We start from the raw sequence: 22,010 nt of genomic DNA on the forward strand, positions 1-22,010 counted from the left end.
TGGTCGGTGCCTTGCACTTGTCATTGAATAAACCGTCGGAGGGATTCAATAGATGGAAAAGAATGCTCTTCATCGGGCAATAGACGAAATTACGGAAATTGCAACTGGATTTGGACTGGATACGTATCCGATGCGTTATGAAATTTGTCCTGCTGATATTATTTATACATTTGGTGCATACGGCATGCCCACACGATTCAGCCATTGGAGCTTTGGGAAACAATTTCATAAAATGAAGCTGCAATACGACTTGGGTTTAAGTCAGATTTATGAGCTGGTGATCAATTCAAATCCATGTTATGCGTTTCTGCTTAATACAAATAGTCTCATTCAAAATAAATTAATTATTGCCCATGTGCTTGCCCACTGTGATTTCTTTAAAAACAATGCTCGATTTTCGAATACGAAGCGTGATATGGTCGAAAGTATGACGGCAACTGCCGAACGGATTGCCAATTATGAAATGATTTATGGCAAAGCAGAAGTAGAACGGTTTTTGGATGCGGCCATGGCCATACAGGAGCATGTGGATCCCTCCATTATCAGACATAAATTATTGGACTACGATACGAATGAAGAAGAAAAAGAAGTCAATCGGAAAACTCAGTATGATGACTTATGGAACTTGGATATAAAAGCGACAGACAATAAGGCACTCATAGAAAAAAGAAAGAAATTTCCGCCATCCCCTGAAAAAGACCTCTTATTGTTTATCCAGGAATATAGCCGTGAACTGGAAGAGTGGCAAAGGGATATCTTAACCATGATGCGGGAAGAAATGCTGTATTTCTGGCCGCAAATGGAAACGAAAATCATGAATGAGGGCTGGGCGAGCTATTGGCATCAGCGAATATTAAGAGAACTGGATTTGACGCCAGCTGAAACCATCGAATTTGCGAAATTGAATGCCGGAGTTGTTCAGCCTTCCAAAACGAGTATCAATCCCTATTATCTGGGCTTAAAGATTTTTGAGGATATTGAAAAGCGATACAATCATCCAACAGAACGAATGAAGAAAAACGGCGTTAAAGAAAATTCGGGTCGGGAAAAAATGTTTGAAGTAAGAGAAATTGAATCAGATATTTCTTTCATCCGAAATTATTTGACGAAGGAATTGGTGAAACAGGAAGATCTATATTTGTTTGAAAAGAAGAATGGAAACTATCAAATTACCGATAAAGACTATGAGCAGGTTCGTGACCAATTGATTTCGATGAGGGTGAATGGAAGCTTTCCTTATATTGTGGTTGAGGATGGAGACTACTCGAGAAATGGTGAACTCTATTTAAAGCATGGATACGAGGGAACTGAGCTGGATCCTCTTTATCTAGAACATGTACTGCCTTACATTTATCAGTTGTGGGGACGGTCAGTCTATTTGGAAACGTATGTTGAGAATAAACCAATTGTTTATTCATATGATGGGAAAAAGGTGTCACGTCGCTTATTATGATAGACAATAAAATTCCAGCATCTTTTGAAGATGTTGGAATTTTATTTGGTTTAACCATTTCATTTACTTTCTTAAATAAAAGGGACAGAAATTAAGTTGTAGTTTTTATTTTATTGGCTGTGTTAAAGGATGTAGAAGATACCGGTTATTTATCGTACAATTGTACTAATAGCTTCCGCATGAGCCAGCAAGTATGACAGAGCCTATTAATGAACAAGAAAGGAGGTGTTTAAATTGTCCACATCTAAAATAATGAAATGGGTCACCGGCGGTCTTGAAGCGTTATTGGGGATTCCTTTTCTAGGAGCAGGCATTGTAATTGGATTTTTATGGATTCCATTAGGCATTATGTTAGCATTACACATTGTAACATTGGTTCTCACCAAAAAAGATGGTGGCACGACCACGGGAAGTATACTTGGTATCGTCACTTCTTGTATCGCATGGATTCCTTTTGTAGGAATGATTATGCACATTCTTTCTGCCATTTTCCTAATGATCGATGCTGCTAAACCGGAACATCACAATCAAATCAACATAATGGATGAAGTATAATATGTAGAATCATGAGGGTGCCATTACATAGGATTCACTCACTTTTTATAGCAGTTTTCAAAAAAAGTTTGTTTTTCTTTTTAATATCATCTAGTTGTCGATTTGCATTTTCCGGTAAACGAATCAATTTATAAAGAATTCCAACTGCTTAGTTAGCAGCTGGAATTCTTTTTGTTCTGATATAAGAAAATCCCATAATCATAAAAAGGAAACCAGTAGCTATTGAGCTGCTGGTTTCCTTTTTATAATGATTATCTACATGTATATGATAAAAAAACAATGAAAGAATGAGTGTCAGATGTGTAGAGAGCGTCGGCGAATTTCGATTTCCAACAAGTAGATAAATTCAGGGCATAACTTTAATTCTTTTGCCTTAACGTATGATTCAATCAACAATTCAGATGATAGTTTACTCAAAGTGAATTCACCTCCGATTACATAATAGATGGGCCATTTTAGGAAAGCAGCAAATAAATTGGTAAATATCTTTGATGTAATCTTAATCTATCAGATAGTTTTGTTCGGAACAAGCGTTCTCTTATCCACAGCTAACGGTGGATTAATTGTGATTAACTTGTTGATAGATAGTAGAAATGTACACTCAGTACCCGGGAAAGTGTGTATAACCTTATCCACAGAAACGAAAAAGTGAGAAATTTGTCGAAAATTTTTTTTGGAAATATTGACCTTGGAAGGAATTTCAAGAAAAGAAACGAATAACTCTATTAGAAAGTTGCAATGGAGGAAACGAATTTGATTTATAAAAATGGGCAAATAACAGTGCGAGTACTGAAAATAGAGGATAAACACTTATTGGCAAAATGGCTTTCGGATCCGAAGGTCTTACAATATTATGAAGGAAGGGACAATCCATTTGACTTGGAAAAAGTAAATGAGAAATTCTATAATTGCGATGAAAATGAAATGAAATGTATGGTTGAATATGAGGATGTTGAAATAGGTTACATCCAGTACTATGAATTGGAAGAAGAAACGAGAAATCATTATGGTTATTCTGATTCGCCATATAAGATTTATGGCATGGACCAGTTTATTGGGGAAACAGAGTATTGGAATAGAGGAGTAGGAACGGCACTTGTGAAATCCATGGTAACGTTTTTGGTTGAGCAAAAACAAGCTGATCTTGTAGTAATGGACCCACAGATATGGAATGAACGTGCCATACGGTGTTATGAAAAATGTGGATTCAAGAAGGTAGCTCTATTACCTAAAAATGAACTGCACGAAGGTGAGTATCGTGATTGCTGGCTAATTGAATATCAAAGGTAACAAAAACGGCAAAAGCATTTAGCTTTTGCGGTCAGCTTGTTGTCACAAGAATATTTATCAATATAAAAGTATAAAAATTCGAATTCTTATCTTTTGCACTCTATCGAAAAATATTATGGTCGGCTATTTCTTTCGCTTTCCGCGGACGAAACGCTAGCCTCCTCGGCTCAGCTGTCTATGACAGCTGAGCCTGTGGGGTCTAGCTTATTTCGTTTTTCCGCAGGAGTCTTCAGAAATAGCCGACCATCTTACTACTGAAATAATATGAAGAGATACGCAAACAGAAGCGAAATCCGTTGATTGGAGTGGAGGCGGCGACTTCAGCGGGAACAGCACGAGCTGAAGGCCCCGCAGGAACGTAGTGACGAGGAGACTAAAGCCGTGCCCGCGAAACGCGTCCGCCGCAAAGGAAATCAACATTTTCTTGCATACGCTCTTTTTCATTAGTATACAGTTATATTCACTCATTTTATTTTTGTCTACAGTCTAACGGCAAAAGCATCAGCTTTTGCCGTTTTTTCTATTTCTGATCGTGTCTTTTCTCTAAAAATGTAGGACGTATAGTACCCCAAGGGGCTACATCAAGAGTGAGCGCCAAATCCTTCGTTTCCTCTAAATTTGGACCGGTACCTTGTTCCACATAATATTGTTCAAGCTGTGGTGTAGTAATTTGTCCACCATAATTTGTTCCTTGTATAGCTCCCCAAAAATGTTCGCTTTCCAATCGATCGATAATGGCATAGCCATCTTTGCCTTCTTTTAATGAAAAATAAATATCGCCTTCCGGTGCAGAAGAGGAAGATTTCAAATCAGGGTATTGCAATAACACATACTCGCCGTAAAAAGGATCATACGGGTCGTATGGCTCGGCTCGCAACACATATTCTTCGCCAAACCAAGAAGCTGCAAAGAAGCTCAAAGCAATCAAGCAAATCATCAGTGTCTGCAAGACAGGAAATAAAAAGGGCTTCATGAAGAGGCACCTACTTTCTTCTTGTTAATTCTCCAGGCGATGCCGGACAATGCAAAAAGTAAAAGCGCTCCGATAAGGAAAAATAGGGAGACATCCATTCTTCCCCACGCATAAATGAAATACAGGACAAACTGGACAAGAATGAAAAATACAAAGCCGGGTGCAAGTAGTCTTTCTTTACGATGCTCATTTATTAAATAAGCAAGTGCGATGACTTCGGCCAAAATGGCAAGACCGATTGCCGATTCATCATAAAGCAGAAGTCCGATCAGACTTAGTGCAGCAACCCATTGGAATTTTTTGAATCGGAAATAACAGAACGCGAGTATTGCTACTCCAACGATAGCCAGAGTGATTGATTCAACAATATTTATCTCGATGAAAGAGAGTTGGGTTTCTCCCAAAACGGCTAAATAAACTAGAAGCTGTATTCCCCCTATCATAAGGTAGAGGGGACGTACAATCTGTTCTTTTTCCGGGAAGAAATGAATGAAAGCGACAACAGCAAATAGTGACCATATTGGCCAAAGTACGTTGTCATATTCAACGACTGACCAAAGTGTGAGTCCTGCTCCAAATAGTAGAATCCAACTAAATGAAATCGAGATGGGCCTTTTACTGAAATAAAACCAGGCTAATGAAACAGCTAAGAATGCTCCCCATTCAAACCACCCCAGAGTTACAACGGAAGTAAATAATACTTGAGCCCCAAAAACAAAAGCGACGATGGCATAAGGAAATTGACGCCAGTGCCAATAATGACCAAGTGCTGCAATGAATATAGCCCATGGTAAAAAGGAATTATATAAGGAAAAATGATATGTTTGGACCGTTACAACGATGCTTGCTGCAAACATGGCCAATCCAATAAGCCGGAATATGATTGGTTGACCAAATTTTTTCATCTCAGAAAAATGCCCAAGGATGTAAAACAACCACATAACAGAAAGTACAAGCAATATTCTTAACACATCAGGCATCGCTTGCCAATTGGCAGCAATGAAACTGAACACGGCCAATGAAAAGAAGATAAGCCCGATAATCAAAAGCAGTGGGATTTTAACAGGTTTCGGTTGCTTACTTTCAAATGCAAGAATCTTTTCGACAGTTGATTCGTCGATAAATCCTTCATTTTTCCAACTTTGTAGTTTTTGTTTAAGTACCACGTTACATCTCCTTTATTCTATTTTTTACATTTTAGTTTCTTATTATCAGTATAGACATACCTTCAACTAGGCACATGGATATTTCCTATCATCATGTATAAAAAGGGTTTGCTTTCTGAAAACTGATTGGTCAGGATGTGTTTGGCAAAGTTTCAGAACCCTGCCCTACGATGCCATTTGGAATTTCCTGGCCCTTGCAATGATCGTCATCGGATTTATTTTTGTTCGTGGATTTAAGGATGAAAAGCGAGATATACGAGAAAAAGGAATTAATGTACATGGCCAATCCCCATCATGATGGAAATGAATTAGTTGGGTGATAGCTCTTATCTTATATGTATATGCAGTTACATTGACACAGCGTCGATATAGGAAACGATGGCCGCAATATATAATCTTTTGTTGGTTTCCAGGGATTATTTGTACAGCGGCATCCATGATTGGTCCATTGGCACAACTTGCGTTAGTAGATTTCAGAGCTCATTATTCTTTATTACCAATTGTTTAAATCTACGGGACCTCGTGAAGTGGCCTTTCAGGACTCGCGAATTACACAATGAACAAACAAAAAATACCTCCATTCCATGTCAGGCTGCATGAAATGGAGGTATTTTCAATTAGGGTGTATTTCTTCATTGGCTGAAGGATCATTTGTCACTTTTCGTGATGGATCATTGATTACTTGTTTGTTCATTTCATCAATAAACAGTATGTCCACCGTTTTCATATCTTCATGCATATCAAATAAGCTCACTTTGTCCGTTTGCACGGCATCCGGATTATGCATGTAAGGACCTTTAGCCAATCTACGGTCTTCTTCTGTAAACACTTTTTTCTTCATTGGTTTTCATCCTTTCAACTATTTGTAAAAGGTGGCAGAGAACACTCTTATCATGTGCTTTAAATGAATGACTATGTATACACAGTTAACGTTTAAACGGGAAGGATTTCGAAAAGGTCATGATGACTTAATGGTAATGACTATTAAAACGAGGTGCTAATTGTTTCCATAACACTTCTTTAAGTCCTTTCTTATGCATATGACAAACTATAGTCCATATTTTATCGGTGACTAAATTTCGAATGAAAAGAAGGAGACAGAAAATGAAACCGATTATTGGAGTCAGTTCGTTTGTGCAGTACGATGGGGATGAATACTCTGTATCCATGGACAATGCCCATGCTATCTTACAGGCGGGGGGCATGCCAGTGATGTTGCCACATTTAGAGGAAAAGTCCGATATAGATGAGTTGGCACAATTTTTGGATGGTCTTTACCTGACAGGAGGGTACGATATTGACCCTACACTTTTTGGCGAAGAACCACATCCGATGCTGGGGGTTATAGATCCTGCCAGAGACGTTTTTGAATTAGCTCTTATTCGAAAATTTTTAACGCTCAATAAACCGATTCTGGGTGTTTGTCGAGGAATCCAGTCGATAAATATCGCCATAGGTGGAGATATGTATCAAGATATTGGTGCTCAAGTAAAGAATGATTTTTTGCAACATCAGCAACGGGCACCTAAGTCGCATGGTTCTCATTTTGTGAATGTAACAGTTGGTACGCTACTGCATCAAATCACTGGGCAACACCGCTTGAAGGTCAATAGTCGCCACCACCAAGCCAATCGCAATGTTCCCTTTCCATTAAGAGTCAGTGGGAGTGCAAGTGACGGTGTAATTGAAGCTATTGAAAGTGAAGTGCATTCCTTTGTCCTTGGTGTCCAGTGGCATCCTGAAAACATGTTTTTTGGCGGCGATGAAGCTGCGCGGAAAATTTTCAATGCATTTGTAGAAGCTTGCAATAAAAGTTTAAACCCCCAATAAAAATTATTATTGAGGGAGTCATATATTTATTTTTTTCGTTTTTTGGCTTCCCTTGCTTGACGCTCCCACATTTTTAAGTGAGGATATGGATCGAATGCCCACTCCGTACGTCCGTTATATTTATACATGCCATAATGCAGGTGAGGTGGGAATCGACCTGAAGTTCCTTGTTTCCCATATCCCGAACTTCCCACAAAACCAATAACAGAACCGAGTTCGACGATATCGCCTTTTGCTAATCCTTCATTAAAATAAGCTAAGTGCGCATAATAGTGATAGGTATTTTGAATATCACGTATACCCACACGCCAACCGCCAAATTGGTTCCAACCCAGTTCTTCAACAATTCCATATGAGGTCGATTTTACCGGAACGCCATATCCGGCAAATAAGTCAGTGCCTTCGTGAATGCGTCGGCCACCCCATCCGCGGTTAGCCCCCCAAGTTCCTTTATAACTGTAATTGTGATTAAGTGGGATAGGGAAAACATGTTCACCCAGATCCAGTGTGTTGAAGTGTTTATATAATTTGGCAATGGTCATGATTTGATCGACGGTTTTTTCACTTTGGTAGTATTCGTATACGGCCAGTTTAAAGTCTTCTTCAGATTGTCCGTAACTGGCTAAATAAGAAGACATCGTAAAAAGCACATCTATACTATCTTCTGGATTTGCCATGCCGTCTGCATTCCCGTCTAGTCCATTTCCACCAAAAAATGTGATGGATTCAGGTGTTATGTCATCTTTATCTGGATTAAATATTCCTGCCCAGAAATCGTCTGAGAATTGAATGGCAATCGTGCCATCTCTCTTCGGAATGTCTTTTCGCACTTGCTGAATATTGCGTTCAAACTGATCCACAGCGGCTAAATAGTACCAAGGGACAAGTGTGTTTTCAAATTGTAAATAGTAGCTCATGCGCTCTTCCAGTACATCCACTTTCGGTGGCTTCTCTAATGCAGAAACGACGGAACTGAATAGCAAAGACAGTGTAAGCGCGTATAGTGTTAAGTGAAATATTCGTCGCACTAAATAAACCTCCTTTGTGAATCATTACATTAGAATATCCCGTTCCAAATAAATCATAAGTAGTAAACTTGACCAGTTCATTTTTGCCATTCTAAGTAGAAATTCAAACTAATTTTGCACATACTAATATGAATAGTGAAGATAGTCGGCATCTCGCAGGTATGCTGAACTTAAAAAGTTTTTGCCATTTTAAATATAATCAAATTAAAAGTCCTCACAAAGAAAGGATGAAGAGTATGATCTTTGAACAATCGGAATTAGATAAATGGGTTCAGCAATATCCGCTTTTGGATAATATCATTCGCTTGGAACCGGTTGTATGGTTAAATTCACGGCTTCAAAAAATGGAAGACATTGATTCCTTGCCAGTGACGAAAACGGATATGAAGGGTGCCGCAGCGCTATTTCAAAGATTTGCTCCTTACTTGGCGAGAGAGTTTCCTGAAACGAAAGAGACGAATGGTATCATCGAATCACCTCTTCGAAATATAGCGAAAATGAAAAATGAGCTGAATACAAAATACGATGCCAAAATAAACGGGGAATTGTTTTTAAAATGCGACAATGAATTGCCCATTGCAGGTTCAATTAAGGCACGCGGCGGTATATATGAAGTCCTGTATTATGCGGAAAAGATGGCGTTGGAAGCAGGTCTAGTTAAAAAAGACGATGATTACAGCGTGTTTTCAAGCGATCAATTCAAACAATTTTTCAGTCAGTATTCAATCGGTGTTGGATCTACAGGGAATTTGGGTCTGAGTATAGGTATTATTGGCGCCAAATTAGGTTTTCATGTTTCTGTATACATGTCCGCAGATGCTAAGCAATGGAAGAAAGATTTATTGCGGGAAAAAGGGGCGACCGTACATGAATTCAAAGGAGATTTTGGCGAAGCCATTTTTGCTGGAAGGCAGGAAACGAAAAATAATGTAAAAGGCTATTTTGTTGACGATGAAGATTCAAAGCATTTATTCCTCGGCTACAGTGTCGCGGCGATTCGTCTGGAAAAACAACTACAAGATGAAAACATACAAGTTGATGCTGAACATCCTTTATTTGTTTATTTACCGTGTGGTGTTGGCGGGTCGCCTGGTGGAATTGCGTTCGGACTTAAACAGATTTTTGGAGATTATGTACATTGTTTCTTTGTGGAACCCACTCATTCTCCAGCTGTATTAGTCGGGCTGCTGACAGGGGAAAAAGAAAAAGTTTGTGTGCAGAATTTTGGAATCGATAACTTAACTGAAGGGGATGGCTTAGCTGTAGGAAGACCGTCATGCTTCGCATCCTCTATTAGTGAGAAGCTAGTCAGTGGTATTTACACAATGGAGGATGAACATTTATTTAAATTATTGGCCTTATTATCGGATAGTGAAGGGATCCATCTGGAACCATCAGCCACTTCAGGTCTGATAGGACCAGGACTGATATTAGCGTCCGAATACGTGAAAGAAAATAACTTGAATACTTCTCAAGCCACACATATCGTTTGGGCAACGGGTGGAGCACTTGTACCAAATGATGACATGAAAAGATTTTATGAAAAAGGACAAAGCTTACTTTAATCTAGTTTTTATCAAATATACACACAAAGACACCCCAAGCAGTTCTGCGACTACTCGGGGTGTCTTGCTCTATCATATTCAGATGAGTACTAGATTATGACTGTGAGAAGTGAGAAAGGAATCTAGGTAATTTCTCTTCCCATAGCAACATGTAAAATATCAAACCAATGGTCTCTTGTTAAAGATATATCCAAATCCCGTATAGCAATTTTTATACGGGGCATTTTGCCTGAACCCACTATCGGCATAATATGTGCCAGATGGCTGAGCAACCAGGCATATAGGACTTCGTCAATGCCCATGGCCCCAACTTCGTTTGCAATTTCTTCAAGCTCTTTACACAATTTAATCGTCCTCTCATCCTGTGAACTGAAAATTGCTTCACCAGCCAACGGTGACCAAACCATAGGTGCCAACCGTTTCTTGGCATAAATCAAGAATTCCATCTTCAAAGTTTTCAAGTTATTTATTAATAATCTTGGTTTAAAAAATAAATTTTTGAGGTATATGAATATTTAGTTAACATCATAAAATTTAAGAATGAGAACTTAAAGGCAAAAACGAAGGAATAATAACATAGTATTTGACTATTTTATTAAGTAGTGAATATAATTTCATTAATTCTGAAAATTTCTGCTAGAATGAATTATACATATATACATAAGGTTTAAAATTTAGGAGGTCAAGAATGATTGCATTTAAAGAAGTAAATAAGTATTTTGGAGATTTTCAAGTTTTGAAAGATATTAATCTCACAATCAATAAGGGTGAAGTAGTTGTCATAATCGGGCCTTCGGGTTCAGGGAAAAGTACTTTGCTGCGTTGTATGAATCGGTTGGAAACAATTTCTGAAGGCACCCTTACTGTAAATGACGTATCAGTAGGTGATAAAAAAACGGATATCAATAAGCTAAGACGCAATATCGGAATGGTATTTCAGCATTTTTATTTATATCCACACAAGACAGTGCTTGAAAACATCATGCTAGCTCCAATGAAAGTTTTAGGGCAATCTGCAAAAGAAGCTAAAGAAACAGCTATGTACTATCTTGATAAAGTAGGTATATCTGATAAGGCCGATGCTTTCCCTTCCCAGCTATCTGGTGGCCAGCAACAGCGTGTGGCAATTGCACGTGGTCTAGTTATGAAACCCGAAATCATGCTTTTTGATGAGCCGACTTCGGCACTCGATCCCGAAATGATTGGTGAGGTTCTGGATGTTATGAAAACCCTTGCAAAAGAAGGAATGACTATGGCTGTGGTCACTCATGAAATGGGATTCGCTAAAGAGGTTGCGGACCGAATTGTATTTATGGATGAAGGAAAAATTTTAGAAGAAGCAGTTCCGGCTGAATTCTACGAGAATCCCCGTGAAGAACGGGCTCGTTTGTTCCTCAGTCGTATTTTAAATCATTAATAGGGGGTAATTGGAATGTTTCAGACAAAAAAATTATTAAAAATGGCTTTTGTATCTACGATGGCCGCTATTTTTCTTGCTGGTTGCAGCGGGGACGATAATGCAAGCGGAGACAAAGATGTACTTGCACAAATCAAAGATGACAAAAAAATTGTGTTTGGTGTAAAATACGATACTCGTCTTTTTGGATTGAAAAATCCATCAACTGGCGAAGTTGAAGGGTTTGATATCGATCTTTCCAAAGCACTGGCAGAAGAAATGTTCGGCCCGGATGTTAAACCTGAGTACAAAGAAGTTACTTCGAAAACGCGAGTAGGACTCTTGAATAATGATAAAATCGATGCGGTTGTCGCTACGATGACAATTAATGAAGACCGTAAAAAAGAAGTTGATTTTACTGATGTTTATTTTGATGCAGGACAATCATTGCTTGTAGAAAAGGGAAGTAAGATTAAGGGCATTGAAGACTTAGCCAAAGGAACAAAAGTGCTTGCTGTTAAAGGCTCCACATCTGCAATAAATATTCGTGAGAAAGCTCCTGAAACGACTGTTCTTGAATTTGAAAACTACGCTGAAGCTTTTACAGCATTAAAATCTGGTAAGGGTGATGCCCTGACTACAGATGATTCTATCCTTTATGGCATGGCTGAAGAAGATCCTTCATTTGAACTTGTCGGTGGAACTTTCACGGAAGAGCCTTATGGAATCGCTGTTAAAAAAGGTAATCAAGAGCTTGTCGATGAGTTGAACAAAGCATTGAAAAGCTTAAAGGACTCAGGAAAATATGATGAAATCAAGGATAAATGGATTAAGAAATAATTATTTATATTAGGTTTCTTGTCAGGATGGGCAGTATTCCGTAAATAGAATTACGGACTGCTCATCCTGATTAATTAGGAGGAGATCGTTTGCTGGATTTCTCGATACTTACAGATAATATGGATTTATTTGTGGAAGGATTTAAAATAACCATTATTGCTAGTTTAATAGCATTGGTTTGTAGCTTTCTTCTTGGGACACTTATTGCAGTTATGCGAATTGCCCCATTTAAACCGCTAAACTGGATTGGAACGGCGTATGTGGAATTTATCCGTAATATACCTGTACTGGTCATTGTGTTTTTCACTTACTTGGCTGGTAGTTACGGCGGAATGACGGCAGGGATTATAGGATTGACTGTTTACACAGCGGCTTTTATTGCTGAAGCAATCCGTGCAGGGATTTTGTCAGTGCCAAGGGGCCAAATGGAAGCAGCCAGATCATCAGGACTGACTTACGGACAAGCAATGAGAACTGTCATCCTACCACAGGCAATAAAAATTGTTATCCCGCCTCTTGGCAATCAATTTATCAATTTGGTTAAGAACTCATCACTATTAGCCGTCGTGGCAGGTGGGGATTTGATGTATCAAGGGGATTTGATAGCTGTGAAGACATTCTCCACTTTTGATACATATATTTTCGTTGGTTTGTTTTATTTGATTTTAACTATACCTTTAAGTTTTGGCGTAGTATTTTTGGAAAAACGCCTGGCTAGAAGTAATTAAGGAGGTGCATAGATGGATTTCCTGGCACCGTTCACTGAAGTATTAACACCGGCCAATATAAAATTTTTACTCGAAGGATTTTGGGTCACAATTAAGGTAGCTGCCATTTCAATTGTGCTTAGCTTTATAATTGGTGGTCTGATGGGGACAATCAGGTACGCGAAGATTCCTGTTGTTTCACATGTAGTTGCATTGATTGTTGAGACAATCCGTAACCTCCCTTTACTGTTGATCATTTTCTTTACCTATTTTGCGTTGCCCGAAATCGGGATTGATATGGAAATAATGACAGCTGCCATCGTGGCATTGACGATTTTTGAATCCGCGATGCTTTCAGAAATCATCCGAAGTGGGCTGAATTCCATTGATAAAGGACAGATAGAGGCTGGACGTTCATCTGGCTTGAACTACATACAGACATTACGATATATTATTATGCCCCAAGCTTTGAGAAGAATGGTTCCACCGATTGTCAGTCAATTTATTTCCCTCCTGAAAGATACATCTTTGGCTGTCGTCATCGCGTTGCCAGAACTATTGCATAACGCTCAAATTTTATACGCACAGAACGGATCGGGTGTCATACCTATTTTCGTCACTATTGCATTGATGTACTTTATCGTTAACTTTGCTTTATCCTTAGTTGCACGAAGACTGGAATTAAAGCAAGCTTAAAAAAGTCCGGCTCAACAAGTTGAGCCGGACTTTTTTAAGAACTAAAACTGTTGTGATTTCTTCACGCAGTTTATGAAGAAGATAGATGTAAAAACAGTGCATTTAAATACGAATGACTAAAAACTAATTCAATGGATAGTATTCAGGAATGTGGGAACGCTAATTCTTGACTAATATTCAAATTGAAGGAGGATTTGTGATGCCTAGACCACTGCCAAATGATTCAGCAGATAACAAAGAAAGACTTAACAAAACGATTGACAATATGGAAGCAGCAGAAGAAGCAATGACGTATGCTGAAGGGAAAGAGCTTGCCGCAATCAAGGAAAAAAACGAACATCGTAAAGAAGCCATTGATGGTTTAAGAAAAGAAATAATAGAAGAGGGCAAATCACGTATCAATGGCTACATTTAAAAGAGTGTAGCATTGCTAAATAAAGGTGGAGACTATACGTTCTCCATCTTTTTTAATTATTGACTGTTTGCTACATAGTGAAAAAGGATATATTGTCCCTTATGAGAAAATTGTCATGACATGGGGCTGGGAGAATTTAAAGATTTTTCCTCCCGGTTCCAGTACTTTAGAGTTTCGACTGATCTCGATCTCGAAAGATAATGGGACGCAGTAAATATTGACGTACTATGATCTACCTACCGAAAAAATCCAGACTCCCCTAGAAGGATGGAAACATTATATGATTCGATTGCAATCTTTTGCAGAAGGAAGAGATGCTGGTGTCGATCCTAGGTCTATCCTTACAAAAACATGAAAGAGGGGAAATCCATTATGTCTACTGTAATACATCAAGAAATACGTTTTAACGTTAGCCCAAATCACCTCTATGAAGCGCTAACCGATGCAACGAAATTTGCTAAAGTTACTGGCGGTGCACCAACTGAAATCGGATCTGAAGAAGGAGATTCTTTTTCTTTATTCGGTGGAATGATTACGGGCAGAAATATTGAATTAGTGCCTAATGAAAGAATTGTCCAAGCTTGGCGTGCCGGTAATTGGGAAGCAGGTGTTTATTCTATTGCTAAGTTTGAATTCAAGGAACTTGGCAATGAAACTCAACTCGTATTCACACACACGGCTTTCCCGGAAGCTCAAGGGGAACATCTTGGGACAGGATGGCATGAAAATTATTGGAAACCACTTGAAAATTACTTTACTTAAAATTATTGAGTAAAAACTCCGTTTTGAGAGAACATAAAAGTAACCGAAACGGAGGTGTCATTTTTATGACGAATAATCAGAATAAGCCGGGTGCATATACTCAATCCGGAACAGATATTGAAGAGGTCAAAAGAAATAATGCAAATTCAGGACTTACTTACAATCAAGTGAAGCAGTTGATTGCAAAAACGGTTGGGAATGAACAAACTGAATTCGGCAGTGAGCAAGTCTTTCCAGAACAACAAAAGAAAAAGTAAAGTTCATTATGTGAAGCAGGTGCCTTTTAGGTATCTGCTTTTATCTTTTGTAAATTGTAAGATAGAATTGACTTAAGTGAGGTGGCGTGATGAATAAAACAATAGGTGTGTTTGCCCATGTTGATGCAGGGAAAACAACATTTTCCGAGCAAATTCTTTACCATACGAAAAGTATTAAGCAAAGAGGACGTGTAGATCATAAAGATGCTTTCCTCGATAGCCATGAAATAGAAAGACAAAGAGGAATTACAGTATTTGCGGATCAAGCAACTTTTACATATAAAGATTCAACGTATTATTTAATTGATAACCCAGGACACGTTGATTTCTCTCCAGAAATGGAGCGTTCCGTTCAAGTAATGGATTACGCTATTGTTATTTTAAGTGCTGTTGAAGGAATCGAAGGACATACAGCAACCATCTGGCAACTACTGAGAAAGCATCACGTTCCTACCTTTTTCTTTATTAATAAGACCGATCGTACTGGAGCGGATGTGAAAAACGTAGTACAAGAAATACAGGAAGACTTTTCAGCGGACGTCATTGATATTACTCAATCTTTTCACGAAGGTGAAATGACGGAAAGTCTAATAGAATTTATCGCTGAACGCAATGAAAATCTTCTTGAACACTATATGGAAGATGGTTATGAGAAGGATTTATGGATTAACACAATGAAAGACTTGATTAAGGATAATAAAGTTTTCCCGTGTGCCAGTGGGTCAGCGCTGCAGGATATCGGTATAGTCGAATTCCTGGATAAATTTCATCAATTGACCGAGACGCAATATACAAGTGATGAAGCATTCTCTGGAAGAGTTTATAAAGTTAGGCATGATGAAAAAGGGACAAGAATCACTTTTATAAAATCATTAAGTGGTACTTTGAGCGTTAGAGATGGAATAACATATGGTCCGATAGAGCAAGCATTAACGGAAAAAATCACACAAATACGGGTCTACAATGGGAATAAATTCAAAACGGTAGAACATGTGAAGGCCGGTGAACTTTTTGCAGTTTCAGGGCTGACAAATGCAGTTACAGGCGATGGATTAGGAACTTTATTGGGGAAAGCTGAATATGAATTGGTACCGACATTGAAATCCAAAGTTGTTATTGCTCCATCTGTTCATATAAAAGATGCATTGAAGTGTTTTCAACTTCTGGATGTGGAAGATCCATCGTTGAATGTGATGTGGGAGGAACGTCTCCAGGAAATCCATATCCATGTGATGGGCGCAATTCAATTGGAAATTTTAAAACAGCTGGTTGCAGAAAGATTTCATATTGAAGTTGAATTTGAAGAACCGCAAATCCTTTATAAAGAAACCATTGACTCTACTACCATAGGGTACGGGCATTTTGAACCATTGAAACATTATGCCGAAGTGCATTTGAAAATGGAACCTGCTGGGAGAAACAGTGGTATCACATTTGATAATGTCTGTCATGCGAATCACTTGTCGGTGGGCAATCAAAACTTGGTCAAGCATCATTTATTGGAGAAGGCGCATAACGGATTGTTAACCGGTTCTCCATTGACAGATATTAAGGTCACATTACTAACAGGACGAGCGGACAATATGCATACGTCTGGCGGTGATTTCCGGGAAGCCACATACAGGGCATTGAGACAGGGGGTGGAAAAAGCATCAAATCTTCTGCTGGAGCCCTTTTATGACTTTAGGATAAAAATAGACGTTGATCAGATGGGAAAAGTACTTTCCGATATTCAAATGGCGCATGGAAGTTTTGATTCACCTAAAACGGAAGGCCATAAAGTGATATTGACCGGAAAAGTCCCAGTGGCCACCTTTATGAACTACTCGGCGGAGCTTGCTTCGTTTACACAAGGAAAAGGTGTATTAAATTTGATGTTCGGTGGATATGAGCAATGTCATAATGAAGATGAAGTCATTCAGAGAATTGCTTACAATAAAGATGCAGACCCTGAATATAGTTCATCATCGATTTTCTGCGCGAAAGGTAAAGGCTACACTGTACCGTGGGAGCGGGCAGAAGAACTAATGCATTGTTTATAATGCAGAATAGAGGGTTTTTCATGAGTGAGAAGGAAATGGATAGAATGCTTCGTATTAAAACGGCAGGAACGCTCGAAGTGCTGAATCAGTCCGTGCATTATAATCGATATGAAGCAACACCCTATATTGCTTTAGATGAACTGTTCAAACATTATGAAATAACAAAGGACAATCGAATAGTGGATGTTGGATGTGGCAAAGGTCGGCTTTCTTTTTACATTCATTATCATTTTCAAGTACCGACAATAGGTATTGAAATGAGTGGCAAACTTTATCAAGATGCACTAGAAAATTTGCAGAGCTACGATAAGACTGGGAAGAAATCGAAGGGACTAATTACCTTCGAACGATGTCTTGCTGAGGACTACAAAATCGATTCCAGAGATGATGTATTCTATTTCTTCAATCCATTTTCTGAACAAATTTTTATGAATTTTGTTGAACATATTCTCGATTCGGTGGATGAGCATAAAAGATCTATTGACTTAATTCTTTACTATCCATCCTCAGCGTATCTTTTGTTTCTCGAAACAAGGACAACCTTCGAATTTCTGCGAGAAATCAAAGTACCAGAGCTGTATGAACAAAATGAAAATGAACGATTCATGATTTTTCATCTTCCTTTAATGAATCTCAAAATAGAACGTGAAGAGCGTAAGACAAACTAAACTGAAAAATGAAATGAGGACGAGCTTATGACGAAGGTAAATGAACTGGATGGAGCAAAAGTAATTAAACAAACGAAAAATGACGGAACACTAAAATTAAGCACTATGTATTTTGAAGAAAAAGATGGCACTACGATTGAAGTACCTATAACTGCTTTAGCCATTGCAAAGTACGAAGAAGAACGAGGGTATTATTTATTCATGTGTGATAGCGAATGGACAGTTCAGGACGATCATCATCTTGAATCGCTTGAGGCGGCAATCACTTGGGCAGAAAAGAATTTTGATGTGACTGATAAAGAATGGATGTAGGTTTAATAATTCAAGTAGATGAGGTGATATATAGATGAAGCCATATAAAAATTGTCAAAGTTGTGGAATGCCACTTTCAAAGGATACTGAAGGTGGCGGTACAGAAAAGAATGGAAATAAAAGTGTCATGTATTGTAGCCATTGTTATCAAAATGGCACGTTTACATCTCCAGAGATGACCATAGACAAAATGAGAGAGCAAGTGAAAGGGAAGTTGATTGAATTCGGAATTCCGAAAATGTTAACTGGACTGTTCACTAGTAATATCCATAAATTGGAACGTTGGAATAATGCTCGTTAACTATATTAAATGTTGGGTTGCCATTAAACCAAGTTGGTTCAGAAAGGGATCAACTTTTTTTGTGGAATTAAAACGTGAAAGAATAGAACCTTTTAATCGATATTCCTTGTATGTGAGTTGAGTCTTTACTGGATAGTCATTAATATTCTCTCAACTATTTCTGATATAGACAGTTTGCTTACTTGACAAATTCAAGTTACAAAAATATAATTACTTACATAAAGTAACCTGTCAGAGAAAACACGATACAAAAAGGGGATAGTAAAATGAGCGATATTCAAATGGTTTCCAAAGAAGCTCTTTCGGTTTTAAAAGATAAAATAAAGTTAATAAAAAAAGATGATGGCGCGGTTTATTTAGTGGGTCCCATTCGCCTTCCTGTTAATTTATATGGAGAAACGGTCATTTTTCAATGGTACTGCTGGTTGAATAGCAACAATGAAAACGAAGATTTTCAACAGATTATCGATAATTTATCTTCTGCCAATCTTGCAGAATATCAACAGTCAAGCGTCCTGGTGTATGGTGATTTTGAAAATGATGAAGAATCACTTATTAGAATGCACTCCATTTGTCACACTGGTGATATATTTGGCAGTAAAAGATGTGATTGTGGATTTCAATTGAAACAATCCATGCAAATGATTGTCGATCACGGTTCAGGAGCGTTGTTTTATTTAGCAAATCATGAAGGAAGAGGAATTGGGTTATTCAGCAAAGCCATGGCCTATATTCTTCAGGAAAATGGCTACGACACAGTGGAAGCTAACGAAAGCCTCGGTTTTGTGGATGATTCCCGCAATTATGATGATGCTATCCATGTACTCAAAGCATTACGTGCAAAACCTGTTACTTTGTTGACAAATAATCCGAAAAAACTCGCGGCATTGATTGATGCTGGTATGCCAATTTCAGGTCGTACACCTTTATGGGGAGATGTATCCGAATTTAATGAAGCTTACTTGCAGACGAAAATTAAACGTTCCGGACATTTAGAAATCGAGGATGAAGGGACTTGTCCAAATGACTAATCATGAATTTTATATGGATTTGGCCATTAATAATGCAAGGGCGATGAAGGGGCAAACAGATCCGAATCCTCTGGTGGGCTCAGTCATTGTGAATGACAACCGAATTGTTGGAGTCGGAACTCATTTGAAAACTGGGGAACCACATGCAGAAATTCATGCGCTGCGCATGGCTGGAGACAAAGCGAGGGGTGGAACCATTTACGTCACACTCGAACCTTGCTCCCATTACGGGCGTACGGGTCCTTGTGCTGTAGCGATTGTAGAAGCCGGCTTGAAGAAAGTGGTTATTGCAACGCTCGATCCAAACCCAATGGTCTCCGGACGAGGTGTCAAAATTCTTGAAGATGCAGGAATTGAAGTCATTGTTGGCATTCAAGAAGATGCATCAAGAAAAATGAATGAAGTATTCAATAAGTTCATCGTCGAGAATCAACCATTCGTAACTTTAAAAGCGGGCATTACTTTAGATGGTAAAATTGCTACACATTCATCTGATAGCAAATGGATTACATCTGAAGAAGCAAGAAACGATGTCCATAAAATACGAAATGAAAACATGGCGATATTAGTGGGCGTAAATACGGTTATTGCGGACAACCCAGAATTAACAACAAGAATTTCAAATGGTCGAAACCCGATTCGCATTATATTGGATTCTACATTAAAAATTCCACTAGAGAGTAAAGTTGTTACAGATAAATTAGCTGATACCTGGATTTTTACCAGTGTTAACTATGATAGGGACAAGAAAAAAGCCTTGGAGAATTTGGGGATATCTGTTTTTTCCACGTCTGGTTCAAAACATGTAAACCCAGTTGAAGTGATGAAAGTGTTAGGTGAAAAAGGAATTTCATCTATATTGATTGAAGGTGGAGGAACCATCAACGCTGCTTTTTTAGAAAACAAATTGATTGATAAAGCCATTATTTATATTGCACCGAAATTAATCGGAGGACATCAAGCCCCTACTTTCATGGAAGGTACCGGAATTGACAAAATGGGCGATGCTGTTGAATTATTTGATACTGAGATTATAAAAATCGGGAAAGATTTTAAATTTACCGGTTATCCAGTATATAAAAAATGAAAGAAAAAATTGAGGGATTCCATTATGAAGTTTGGTTTTGATATAGACGACACTCTCATTAAGCTGAGAGAACATGCTTTTCATATCTACAATAAAAATTTGAAACAAAATGTTCCCATCGACGTTTTTCATGAAATAAAAAGAGTTGAAATACATGAAGCATTCGGACTGGATGCACAACAAGGTGCTGATATGTGGAATCGTTCGCTGGAAGAAATTTATTACACGGCTTGTCCACCTTATCCAGGTGCGGTCGAGGCATTGGTGGAACTAAGTAACCAAGGTCATGAAATATATTATATAACTGCTCGACCTAGTGAACATGGCGAACGGACGAAAAAATGGATGATTGAACAAGGGTTTCCTGTACAAGATGATCGCTTCTTTTGCGGCATGAAGGATCAGGAAAAAGTTGAAATCATTCAATCTTTACAACTCGATTATTATTTTGATGACAAGCCGGATGTGTTAAATACACTTACATCAGCGCATCTCAAACCTTTTGTTATGAATCAATCCTACAACCAGCATCTGACCATTTCAAGAATAGTGGACTGGTCTGAATTGCAAAAAGTTATCGAAAAAATTGATCACCATCAACTGTGAATAAAAGTATAATTCATCTCTATTTGTGAAACAGCGTATGTGAGTCTTCAGAAAATGGTACAATACTTAGTATAGGAAATTCTTTAGAATGCTTGAATGTTTTTTATCCGCTATGGCTTGTATATACTGATAAGCAAATATGAATTTTTCGATAATAAAAAAATGAAAAAACATCAGCTGCGAATAGCTGGGTTTTTTTATTAAAGGAGATAGATTTACATGACTAACAAAGTACAAAACGATCTACCAGAAAATTACGAAGAACTGAAAAAAGAAGCGAACCGTACATCCAGTTGGAGAGCGCGTTTTGATGCTGTTGAGGAATTGGGCCAGTTCAAACACAGTAAAGTGATCGATGTACTTACAAACCGTATGAACAACGATCCTGTATTTAAAGTGCAAGAGGCAGCTTACCGACAACTTAAAAATTTCGGTGAAGATGTAGAGAAGCCTAAACAAACAAAATTCGATATCATTAAAGGAACGTCTAAAATTTTGTTGCGCATTAAAAAGAGTTTGCCTGCCGATCATTCATATGACGAGTTCAAAGAGAAACTGAAAAAAATGAGACTTGATGTATATGATGCATACGAAGGTGAAAAGGGTGGCGAATTCGATAAGTGGCTTGAAAATGAATGGGCTTCCTTATTGAAAAAATAGGCTTTGTTAACTTTCACGGGTGATTTTATAAAAAATGGAATCGGTGCCCTTTCCGCGGACGAACTAGCAAGCCTCCTCGCTCGTACCTCACTGCGGGGTCTTGCCAGCCCGTTTTTCCGCAGGAGTGGCGCAGATTCCTTTACTATTAACAATATGATCAACTGACTATAGAACACCAATATTAAATAATGTTGTTGATATAAAAATACTACGAAGAGTGCATTTGCGCCTAGCAAGCCGCAGGAGCGTGAAGAATGAGACCGCAAGTATGTGGTTTTCATACTTGTTGGCTCATGCGGAACGTGCGGCAAGCGCAAATGTACGATAAACAACCATACCATTTAACAGAGCCAAAAAATAAATAAAACTA

At 38.3% G+C, this 22,010-nt stretch carries 27 protein-coding genes; 21 read left to right on the top strand and 6 right to left on the bottom strand.

All coding sequences use genetic code 11. The annotated features are described in order from the left end of the window. Nucleotides 1-52 precede the first annotated feature (52 nt). Nucleotides 53-1,453, top strand: a complete 1,401-nt coding sequence (locus AC1DSK_RS07815; protein ID WP_477547416.1) for a SpoVR family protein — start codon at nt 53-55, stop codon at nt 1,451-1,453. Nucleotides 1,454-1,687: 234 nt separating this feature from the next. Beyond that, complete coding sequence (locus AC1DSK_RS07820; protein ID WP_477547417.1) at nt 1,688-2,008, top strand: hypothetical protein; 321 nt, start codon at nt 1,688-1,690, stop codon at nt 2,006-2,008. 294 nt (nt 2,009-2,302) lie between these two features. On the opposite strand, the gene sda is transcribed toward AC1DSK_RS07820, so the two are convergent. Further along, nucleotides 2,303-2,425, bottom strand: coding sequence for a sporulation histidine kinase inhibitor Sda (gene sda, locus AC1DSK_RS07825; protein WP_081637837.1), 123 nt, complete (start codon nt 2,423-2,425; stop codon nt 2,303-2,305). 336 nt (nt 2,426-2,761) lie between these two features. Between sda and AC1DSK_RS07830 the strand changes: the two genes are divergently transcribed. Further along, nucleotides 2,762-3,298, top strand: a complete 537-nt coding sequence (locus AC1DSK_RS07830; RefSeq protein WP_477598154.1) for a GNAT family N-acetyltransferase — start codon at nt 2,762-2,764, stop codon at nt 3,296-3,298. A 520-nt stretch (nt 3,299-3,818) separates the two neighbouring features. On the opposite strand, the gene AC1DSK_RS07835 is transcribed toward AC1DSK_RS07830, so the two are convergent. Then, nucleotides 3,819-4,271 (bottom strand): GDYXXLXY domain-containing protein, encoded by a 453-nt coding sequence (locus tag AC1DSK_RS07835; protein ID WP_477548266.1) that lies wholly within the window; start codon nt 4,269-4,271, stop codon nt 3,819-3,821. Continuing rightward, the gene (locus AC1DSK_RS07840) at nt 4,268-5,437 is read right to left on the bottom strand and encodes a DUF2157 domain-containing protein (RefSeq protein WP_477548265.1); all 1,170 of its coding nucleotides are present in this window, start codon (nt 5,435-5,437) and stop codon (nt 4,268-4,270) included. The genes AC1DSK_RS07835 and AC1DSK_RS07840 overlap by 4 nt, the downstream gene beginning before the upstream one ends. A 316-nt stretch (nt 5,438-5,753) precedes the next feature. On the opposite strand from AC1DSK_RS07840, the gene AC1DSK_RS07845 reads away from it, so the two are divergent. Next, nucleotides 5,754-5,945: a cytochrome c oxidase assembly protein gene (locus tag AC1DSK_RS07845; RefSeq protein WP_477548264.1), complete on the top strand. Its 192-nt coding sequence runs from the start codon at nt 5,754-5,756 to the stop codon at nt 5,943-5,945. Nucleotides 5,946-6,050: 105 nt separating this feature from the next. Here the strand turns inward: AC1DSK_RS07845 and AC1DSK_RS07850 are convergent, their stop codons facing one another. After that, nucleotides 6,051-6,278, bottom strand: a complete 228-nt coding sequence (locus AC1DSK_RS07850; RefSeq protein WP_477531772.1) for a hypothetical protein — start codon at nt 6,276-6,278, stop codon at nt 6,051-6,053. Between the two features lie 263 nt (nt 6,279-6,541). Here AC1DSK_RS07850 and AC1DSK_RS07855 point away from each other — a divergent pair, with 263 nt between their 5' ends. Beyond that, nucleotides 6,542-7,267, top strand: coding sequence for a gamma-glutamyl-gamma-aminobutyrate hydrolase family protein (locus AC1DSK_RS07855; protein ID WP_477548263.1), 726 nt, complete (start codon nt 6,542-6,544; stop codon nt 7,265-7,267). 26 nt (nt 7,268-7,293) lie between these two features. Here the strand turns inward: AC1DSK_RS07855 and AC1DSK_RS07860 are convergent, their stop codons facing one another. After that, nucleotides 7,294-8,295: a M23 family metallopeptidase gene (locus tag AC1DSK_RS07860; protein WP_477548262.1), complete on the bottom strand. Its 1,002-nt coding sequence runs from the start codon at nt 8,293-8,295 to the stop codon at nt 7,294-7,296. Between the two features lie 236 nt (nt 8,296-8,531). Between AC1DSK_RS07860 and AC1DSK_RS07865 the strand changes: the two genes are divergently transcribed. Continuing rightward, entirely contained in the window at nt 8,532-9,860 is a 1,329-nt protein-coding gene (locus AC1DSK_RS07865; protein WP_477548261.1) for a D-serine ammonia-lyase, read from the top strand. 122 nt (nt 9,861-9,982) lie between these two features. On the opposite strand, the gene AC1DSK_RS07870 is transcribed toward AC1DSK_RS07865, so the two are convergent. After that, nucleotides 9,983-10,297: an aldo/keto reductase gene (locus tag AC1DSK_RS07870; RefSeq protein ID WP_477598156.1), complete on the bottom strand. Its 315-nt coding sequence runs from the start codon at nt 10,295-10,297 to the stop codon at nt 9,983-9,985. Between the two features lie 251 nt (nt 10,298-10,548). On the opposite strand from AC1DSK_RS07870, the gene AC1DSK_RS07875 reads away from it, so the two are divergent. From AC1DSK_RS07875 to AC1DSK_RS07945, 15 genes are all read left to right on the top strand, one after another. Next, the gene (locus tag AC1DSK_RS07875) at nt 10,549-11,277 is read left to right on the top strand and encodes an amino acid ABC transporter ATP-binding protein (protein ID WP_477548259.1); all 729 of its coding nucleotides are present in this window, start codon (nt 10,549-10,551) and stop codon (nt 11,275-11,277) included. A 15-nt stretch (nt 11,278-11,292) separates the two neighbouring features. Continuing rightward, the gene (locus AC1DSK_RS07880) at nt 11,293-12,096 is read left to right on the top strand and encodes a transporter substrate-binding domain-containing protein (protein ID WP_477548258.1); all 804 of its coding nucleotides are present in this window, start codon (nt 11,293-11,295) and stop codon (nt 12,094-12,096) included. 89 nt (nt 12,097-12,185) lie between these two features. Next, nucleotides 12,186-12,824: an amino acid ABC transporter permease gene (locus AC1DSK_RS07885; RefSeq protein WP_477548257.1), complete on the top strand. Its 639-nt coding sequence runs from the start codon at nt 12,186-12,188 to the stop codon at nt 12,822-12,824. A gap of 12 nt (nt 12,825-12,836) precedes the next feature. Beyond that, nucleotides 12,837-13,499 carry an amino acid ABC transporter permease gene (locus AC1DSK_RS07890; RefSeq protein ID WP_477548256.1) on the top strand — a complete coding sequence of 221 codons (663 nt, stop codon included), beginning with the start codon at nt 12,837-12,839 and terminating at the stop codon, nt 13,497-13,499. A 199-nt stretch (nt 13,500-13,698) separates the two neighbouring features. Beyond that, a complete protein-coding gene (locus AC1DSK_RS07895) occupies nt 13,699-13,914 on the top strand; it encodes a small, acid-soluble spore protein tlp (RefSeq protein WP_016429291.1) in 216 nt (71 codons plus the stop codon). A gap of 372 nt (nt 13,915-14,286) precedes the next feature. Further along, on the top strand, nt 14,287-14,676 hold the full coding sequence (locus AC1DSK_RS07900) for an SRPBCC family protein (RefSeq protein ID WP_016429290.1): 390 nt from the start codon (nt 14,287-14,289) through the stop codon (nt 14,674-14,676). A 65-nt stretch (nt 14,677-14,741) separates the two neighbouring features. Then, nucleotides 14,742-14,933 (top strand): hypothetical protein, encoded by a 192-nt coding sequence (locus tag AC1DSK_RS07905; RefSeq protein WP_477548255.1) that lies wholly within the window; start codon nt 14,742-14,744, stop codon nt 14,931-14,933. 89 nt (nt 14,934-15,022) lie between these two features. Beyond that, complete coding sequence (locus AC1DSK_RS07910; RefSeq protein ID WP_477548254.1) at nt 15,023-16,975, top strand: GTP-binding protein; 1,953 nt, start codon at nt 15,023-15,025, stop codon at nt 16,973-16,975. A 20-nt stretch (nt 16,976-16,995) separates the two neighbouring features. Beyond that, nucleotides 16,996-17,643, top strand: coding sequence for a methyltransferase (locus AC1DSK_RS07915; protein ID WP_477548253.1), 648 nt, complete (start codon nt 16,996-16,998; stop codon nt 17,641-17,643). A 27-nt stretch (nt 17,644-17,670) separates the two neighbouring features. Beyond that, a complete protein-coding gene (locus tag AC1DSK_RS07920; RefSeq protein ID WP_477548252.1) occupies nt 17,671-17,955 on the top strand; it encodes a hypothetical protein in 285 nt (94 codons plus the stop codon). Between the two features lie 34 nt (nt 17,956-17,989). Next, nucleotides 17,990-18,256 (top strand): zinc ribbon domain-containing protein, encoded by a 267-nt coding sequence (locus tag AC1DSK_RS07925; RefSeq protein WP_477548251.1) that lies wholly within the window; start codon nt 17,990-17,992, stop codon nt 18,254-18,256. A 266-nt stretch (nt 18,257-18,522) separates the two neighbouring features. After that, complete coding sequence (locus AC1DSK_RS07930; RefSeq protein ID WP_477548250.1) at nt 18,523-19,287, top strand: GTP cyclohydrolase II; 765 nt, start codon at nt 18,523-18,525, stop codon at nt 19,285-19,287. Beyond that, nucleotides 19,280-20,374 carry a bifunctional diaminohydroxyphosphoribosylaminopyrimidine deaminase/5-amino-6-(5-phosphoribosylamino)uracil reductase RibD gene (ribD, locus tag AC1DSK_RS07935; protein WP_477548249.1) on the top strand — a complete coding sequence of 365 codons (1,095 nt, stop codon included), beginning with the start codon at nt 19,280-19,282 and terminating at the stop codon, nt 20,372-20,374. Before AC1DSK_RS07930 ends, ribD begins: the two co-directional genes overlap by 8 nt. A 24-nt stretch (nt 20,375-20,398) precedes the next feature. Next, nucleotides 20,399-20,980 (top strand): 5' nucleotidase, NT5C type, encoded by a 582-nt coding sequence (locus AC1DSK_RS07940; protein ID WP_477548248.1) that lies wholly within the window; start codon nt 20,399-20,401, stop codon nt 20,978-20,980. Nucleotides 20,981-21,199: 219 nt separating this feature from the next. Then, the gene (locus AC1DSK_RS07945) at nt 21,200-21,640 is read left to right on the top strand and encodes a HEAT repeat domain-containing protein (RefSeq protein WP_477548247.1); all 441 of its coding nucleotides are present in this window, start codon (nt 21,200-21,202) and stop codon (nt 21,638-21,640) included. Nucleotides 21,641-22,010 lie beyond the last annotated feature (370 nt).

This window comes from Paenisporosarcina sp. P4_B8 (assembly GCF_056402175.1).

What these genes read in the sequence shown, in the direction of transcription:
- AC1DSK_RS07905 (WP_477548255.1), top strand. Translation starts at nt 14,742, where the DNA reads ATGACGAATAATCAGAATAAGCCGGGTGCATATACTCAATCCGGAACA.
- AC1DSK_RS07930 (WP_477548250.1), top strand. Translation starts at nt 18,523, where the DNA reads ATGAGCGATATTCAAATGGTTTCCAAAGAAGCTCTTTCGGTTTTAAAA.
- AC1DSK_RS07925 (WP_477548251.1), top strand. Translation starts at nt 17,990, where the DNA reads ATGAAGCCATATAAAAATTGTCAAAGTTGTGGAATGCCACTTTCAAAG.
- AC1DSK_RS07855 (WP_477548263.1), top strand. Translation starts at nt 6,542, where the DNA reads ATGAAACCGATTATTGGAGTCAGTTCGTTTGTGCAGTACGATGGGGAT.
- AC1DSK_RS07890 (WP_477548256.1), top strand. Translation starts at nt 12,837, where the DNA reads ATGGATTTCCTGGCACCGTTCACTGAAGTATTAACACCGGCCAATATA.
- AC1DSK_RS07900 (WP_016429290.1), top strand. Translation starts at nt 14,287, where the DNA reads ATGTCTACTGTAATACATCAAGAAATACGTTTTAACGTTAGCCCAAAT.
- AC1DSK_RS07865 (WP_477548261.1), top strand. Translation starts at nt 8,532, where the DNA reads ATGATCTTTGAACAATCGGAATTAGATAAATGGGTTCAGCAATATCCG.
- AC1DSK_RS07815 (WP_477547416.1), top strand. Translation starts at nt 53, where the DNA reads ATGGAAAAGAATGCTCTTCATCGGGCAATAGACGAAATTACGGAAATT.
- AC1DSK_RS07875 (WP_477548259.1), top strand. Translation starts at nt 10,549, where the DNA reads ATGATTGCATTTAAAGAAGTAAATAAGTATTTTGGAGATTTTCAAGTT.
- AC1DSK_RS07915 (WP_477548253.1), top strand. Translation starts at nt 16,996, where the DNA reads ATGAGTGAGAAGGAAATGGATAGAATGCTTCGTATTAAAACGGCAGGA.
- ribD (WP_477548249.1), top strand. Translation starts at nt 19,280, where the DNA reads ATGACTAATCATGAATTTTATATGGATTTGGCCATTAATAATGCAAGG.
- AC1DSK_RS07910 (WP_477548254.1), top strand. Translation starts at nt 15,023, where the DNA reads ATGAATAAAACAATAGGTGTGTTTGCCCATGTTGATGCAGGGAAAACA.
- AC1DSK_RS07920 (WP_477548252.1), top strand. Translation starts at nt 17,671, where the DNA reads ATGACGAAGGTAAATGAACTGGATGGAGCAAAAGTAATTAAACAAACG.
- AC1DSK_RS07945 (WP_477548247.1), top strand. Translation starts at nt 21,200, where the DNA reads ATGACTAACAAAGTACAAAACGATCTACCAGAAAATTACGAAGAACTG.
- AC1DSK_RS07880 (WP_477548258.1), top strand. Translation starts at nt 11,293, where the DNA reads ATGTTTCAGACAAAAAAATTATTAAAAATGGCTTTTGTATCTACGATG.
- AC1DSK_RS07940 (WP_477548248.1), top strand. Translation starts at nt 20,399, where the DNA reads ATGAAGTTTGGTTTTGATATAGACGACACTCTCATTAAGCTGAGAGAA.
- AC1DSK_RS07835 (WP_477548266.1), bottom strand. Translation starts at nt 4,271, where the DNA reads ATGAAGCCCTTTTTATTTCCTGTCTTGCAGACACTGATGATTTGCTTG.
- AC1DSK_RS07850 (WP_477531772.1), bottom strand. Translation starts at nt 6,278, where the DNA reads ATGAAGAAAAAAGTGTTTACAGAAGAAGACCGTAGATTGGCTAAAGGT.
- AC1DSK_RS07895 (WP_016429291.1), top strand. Translation starts at nt 13,699, where the DNA reads ATGCCTAGACCACTGCCAAATGATTCAGCAGATAACAAAGAAAGACTT.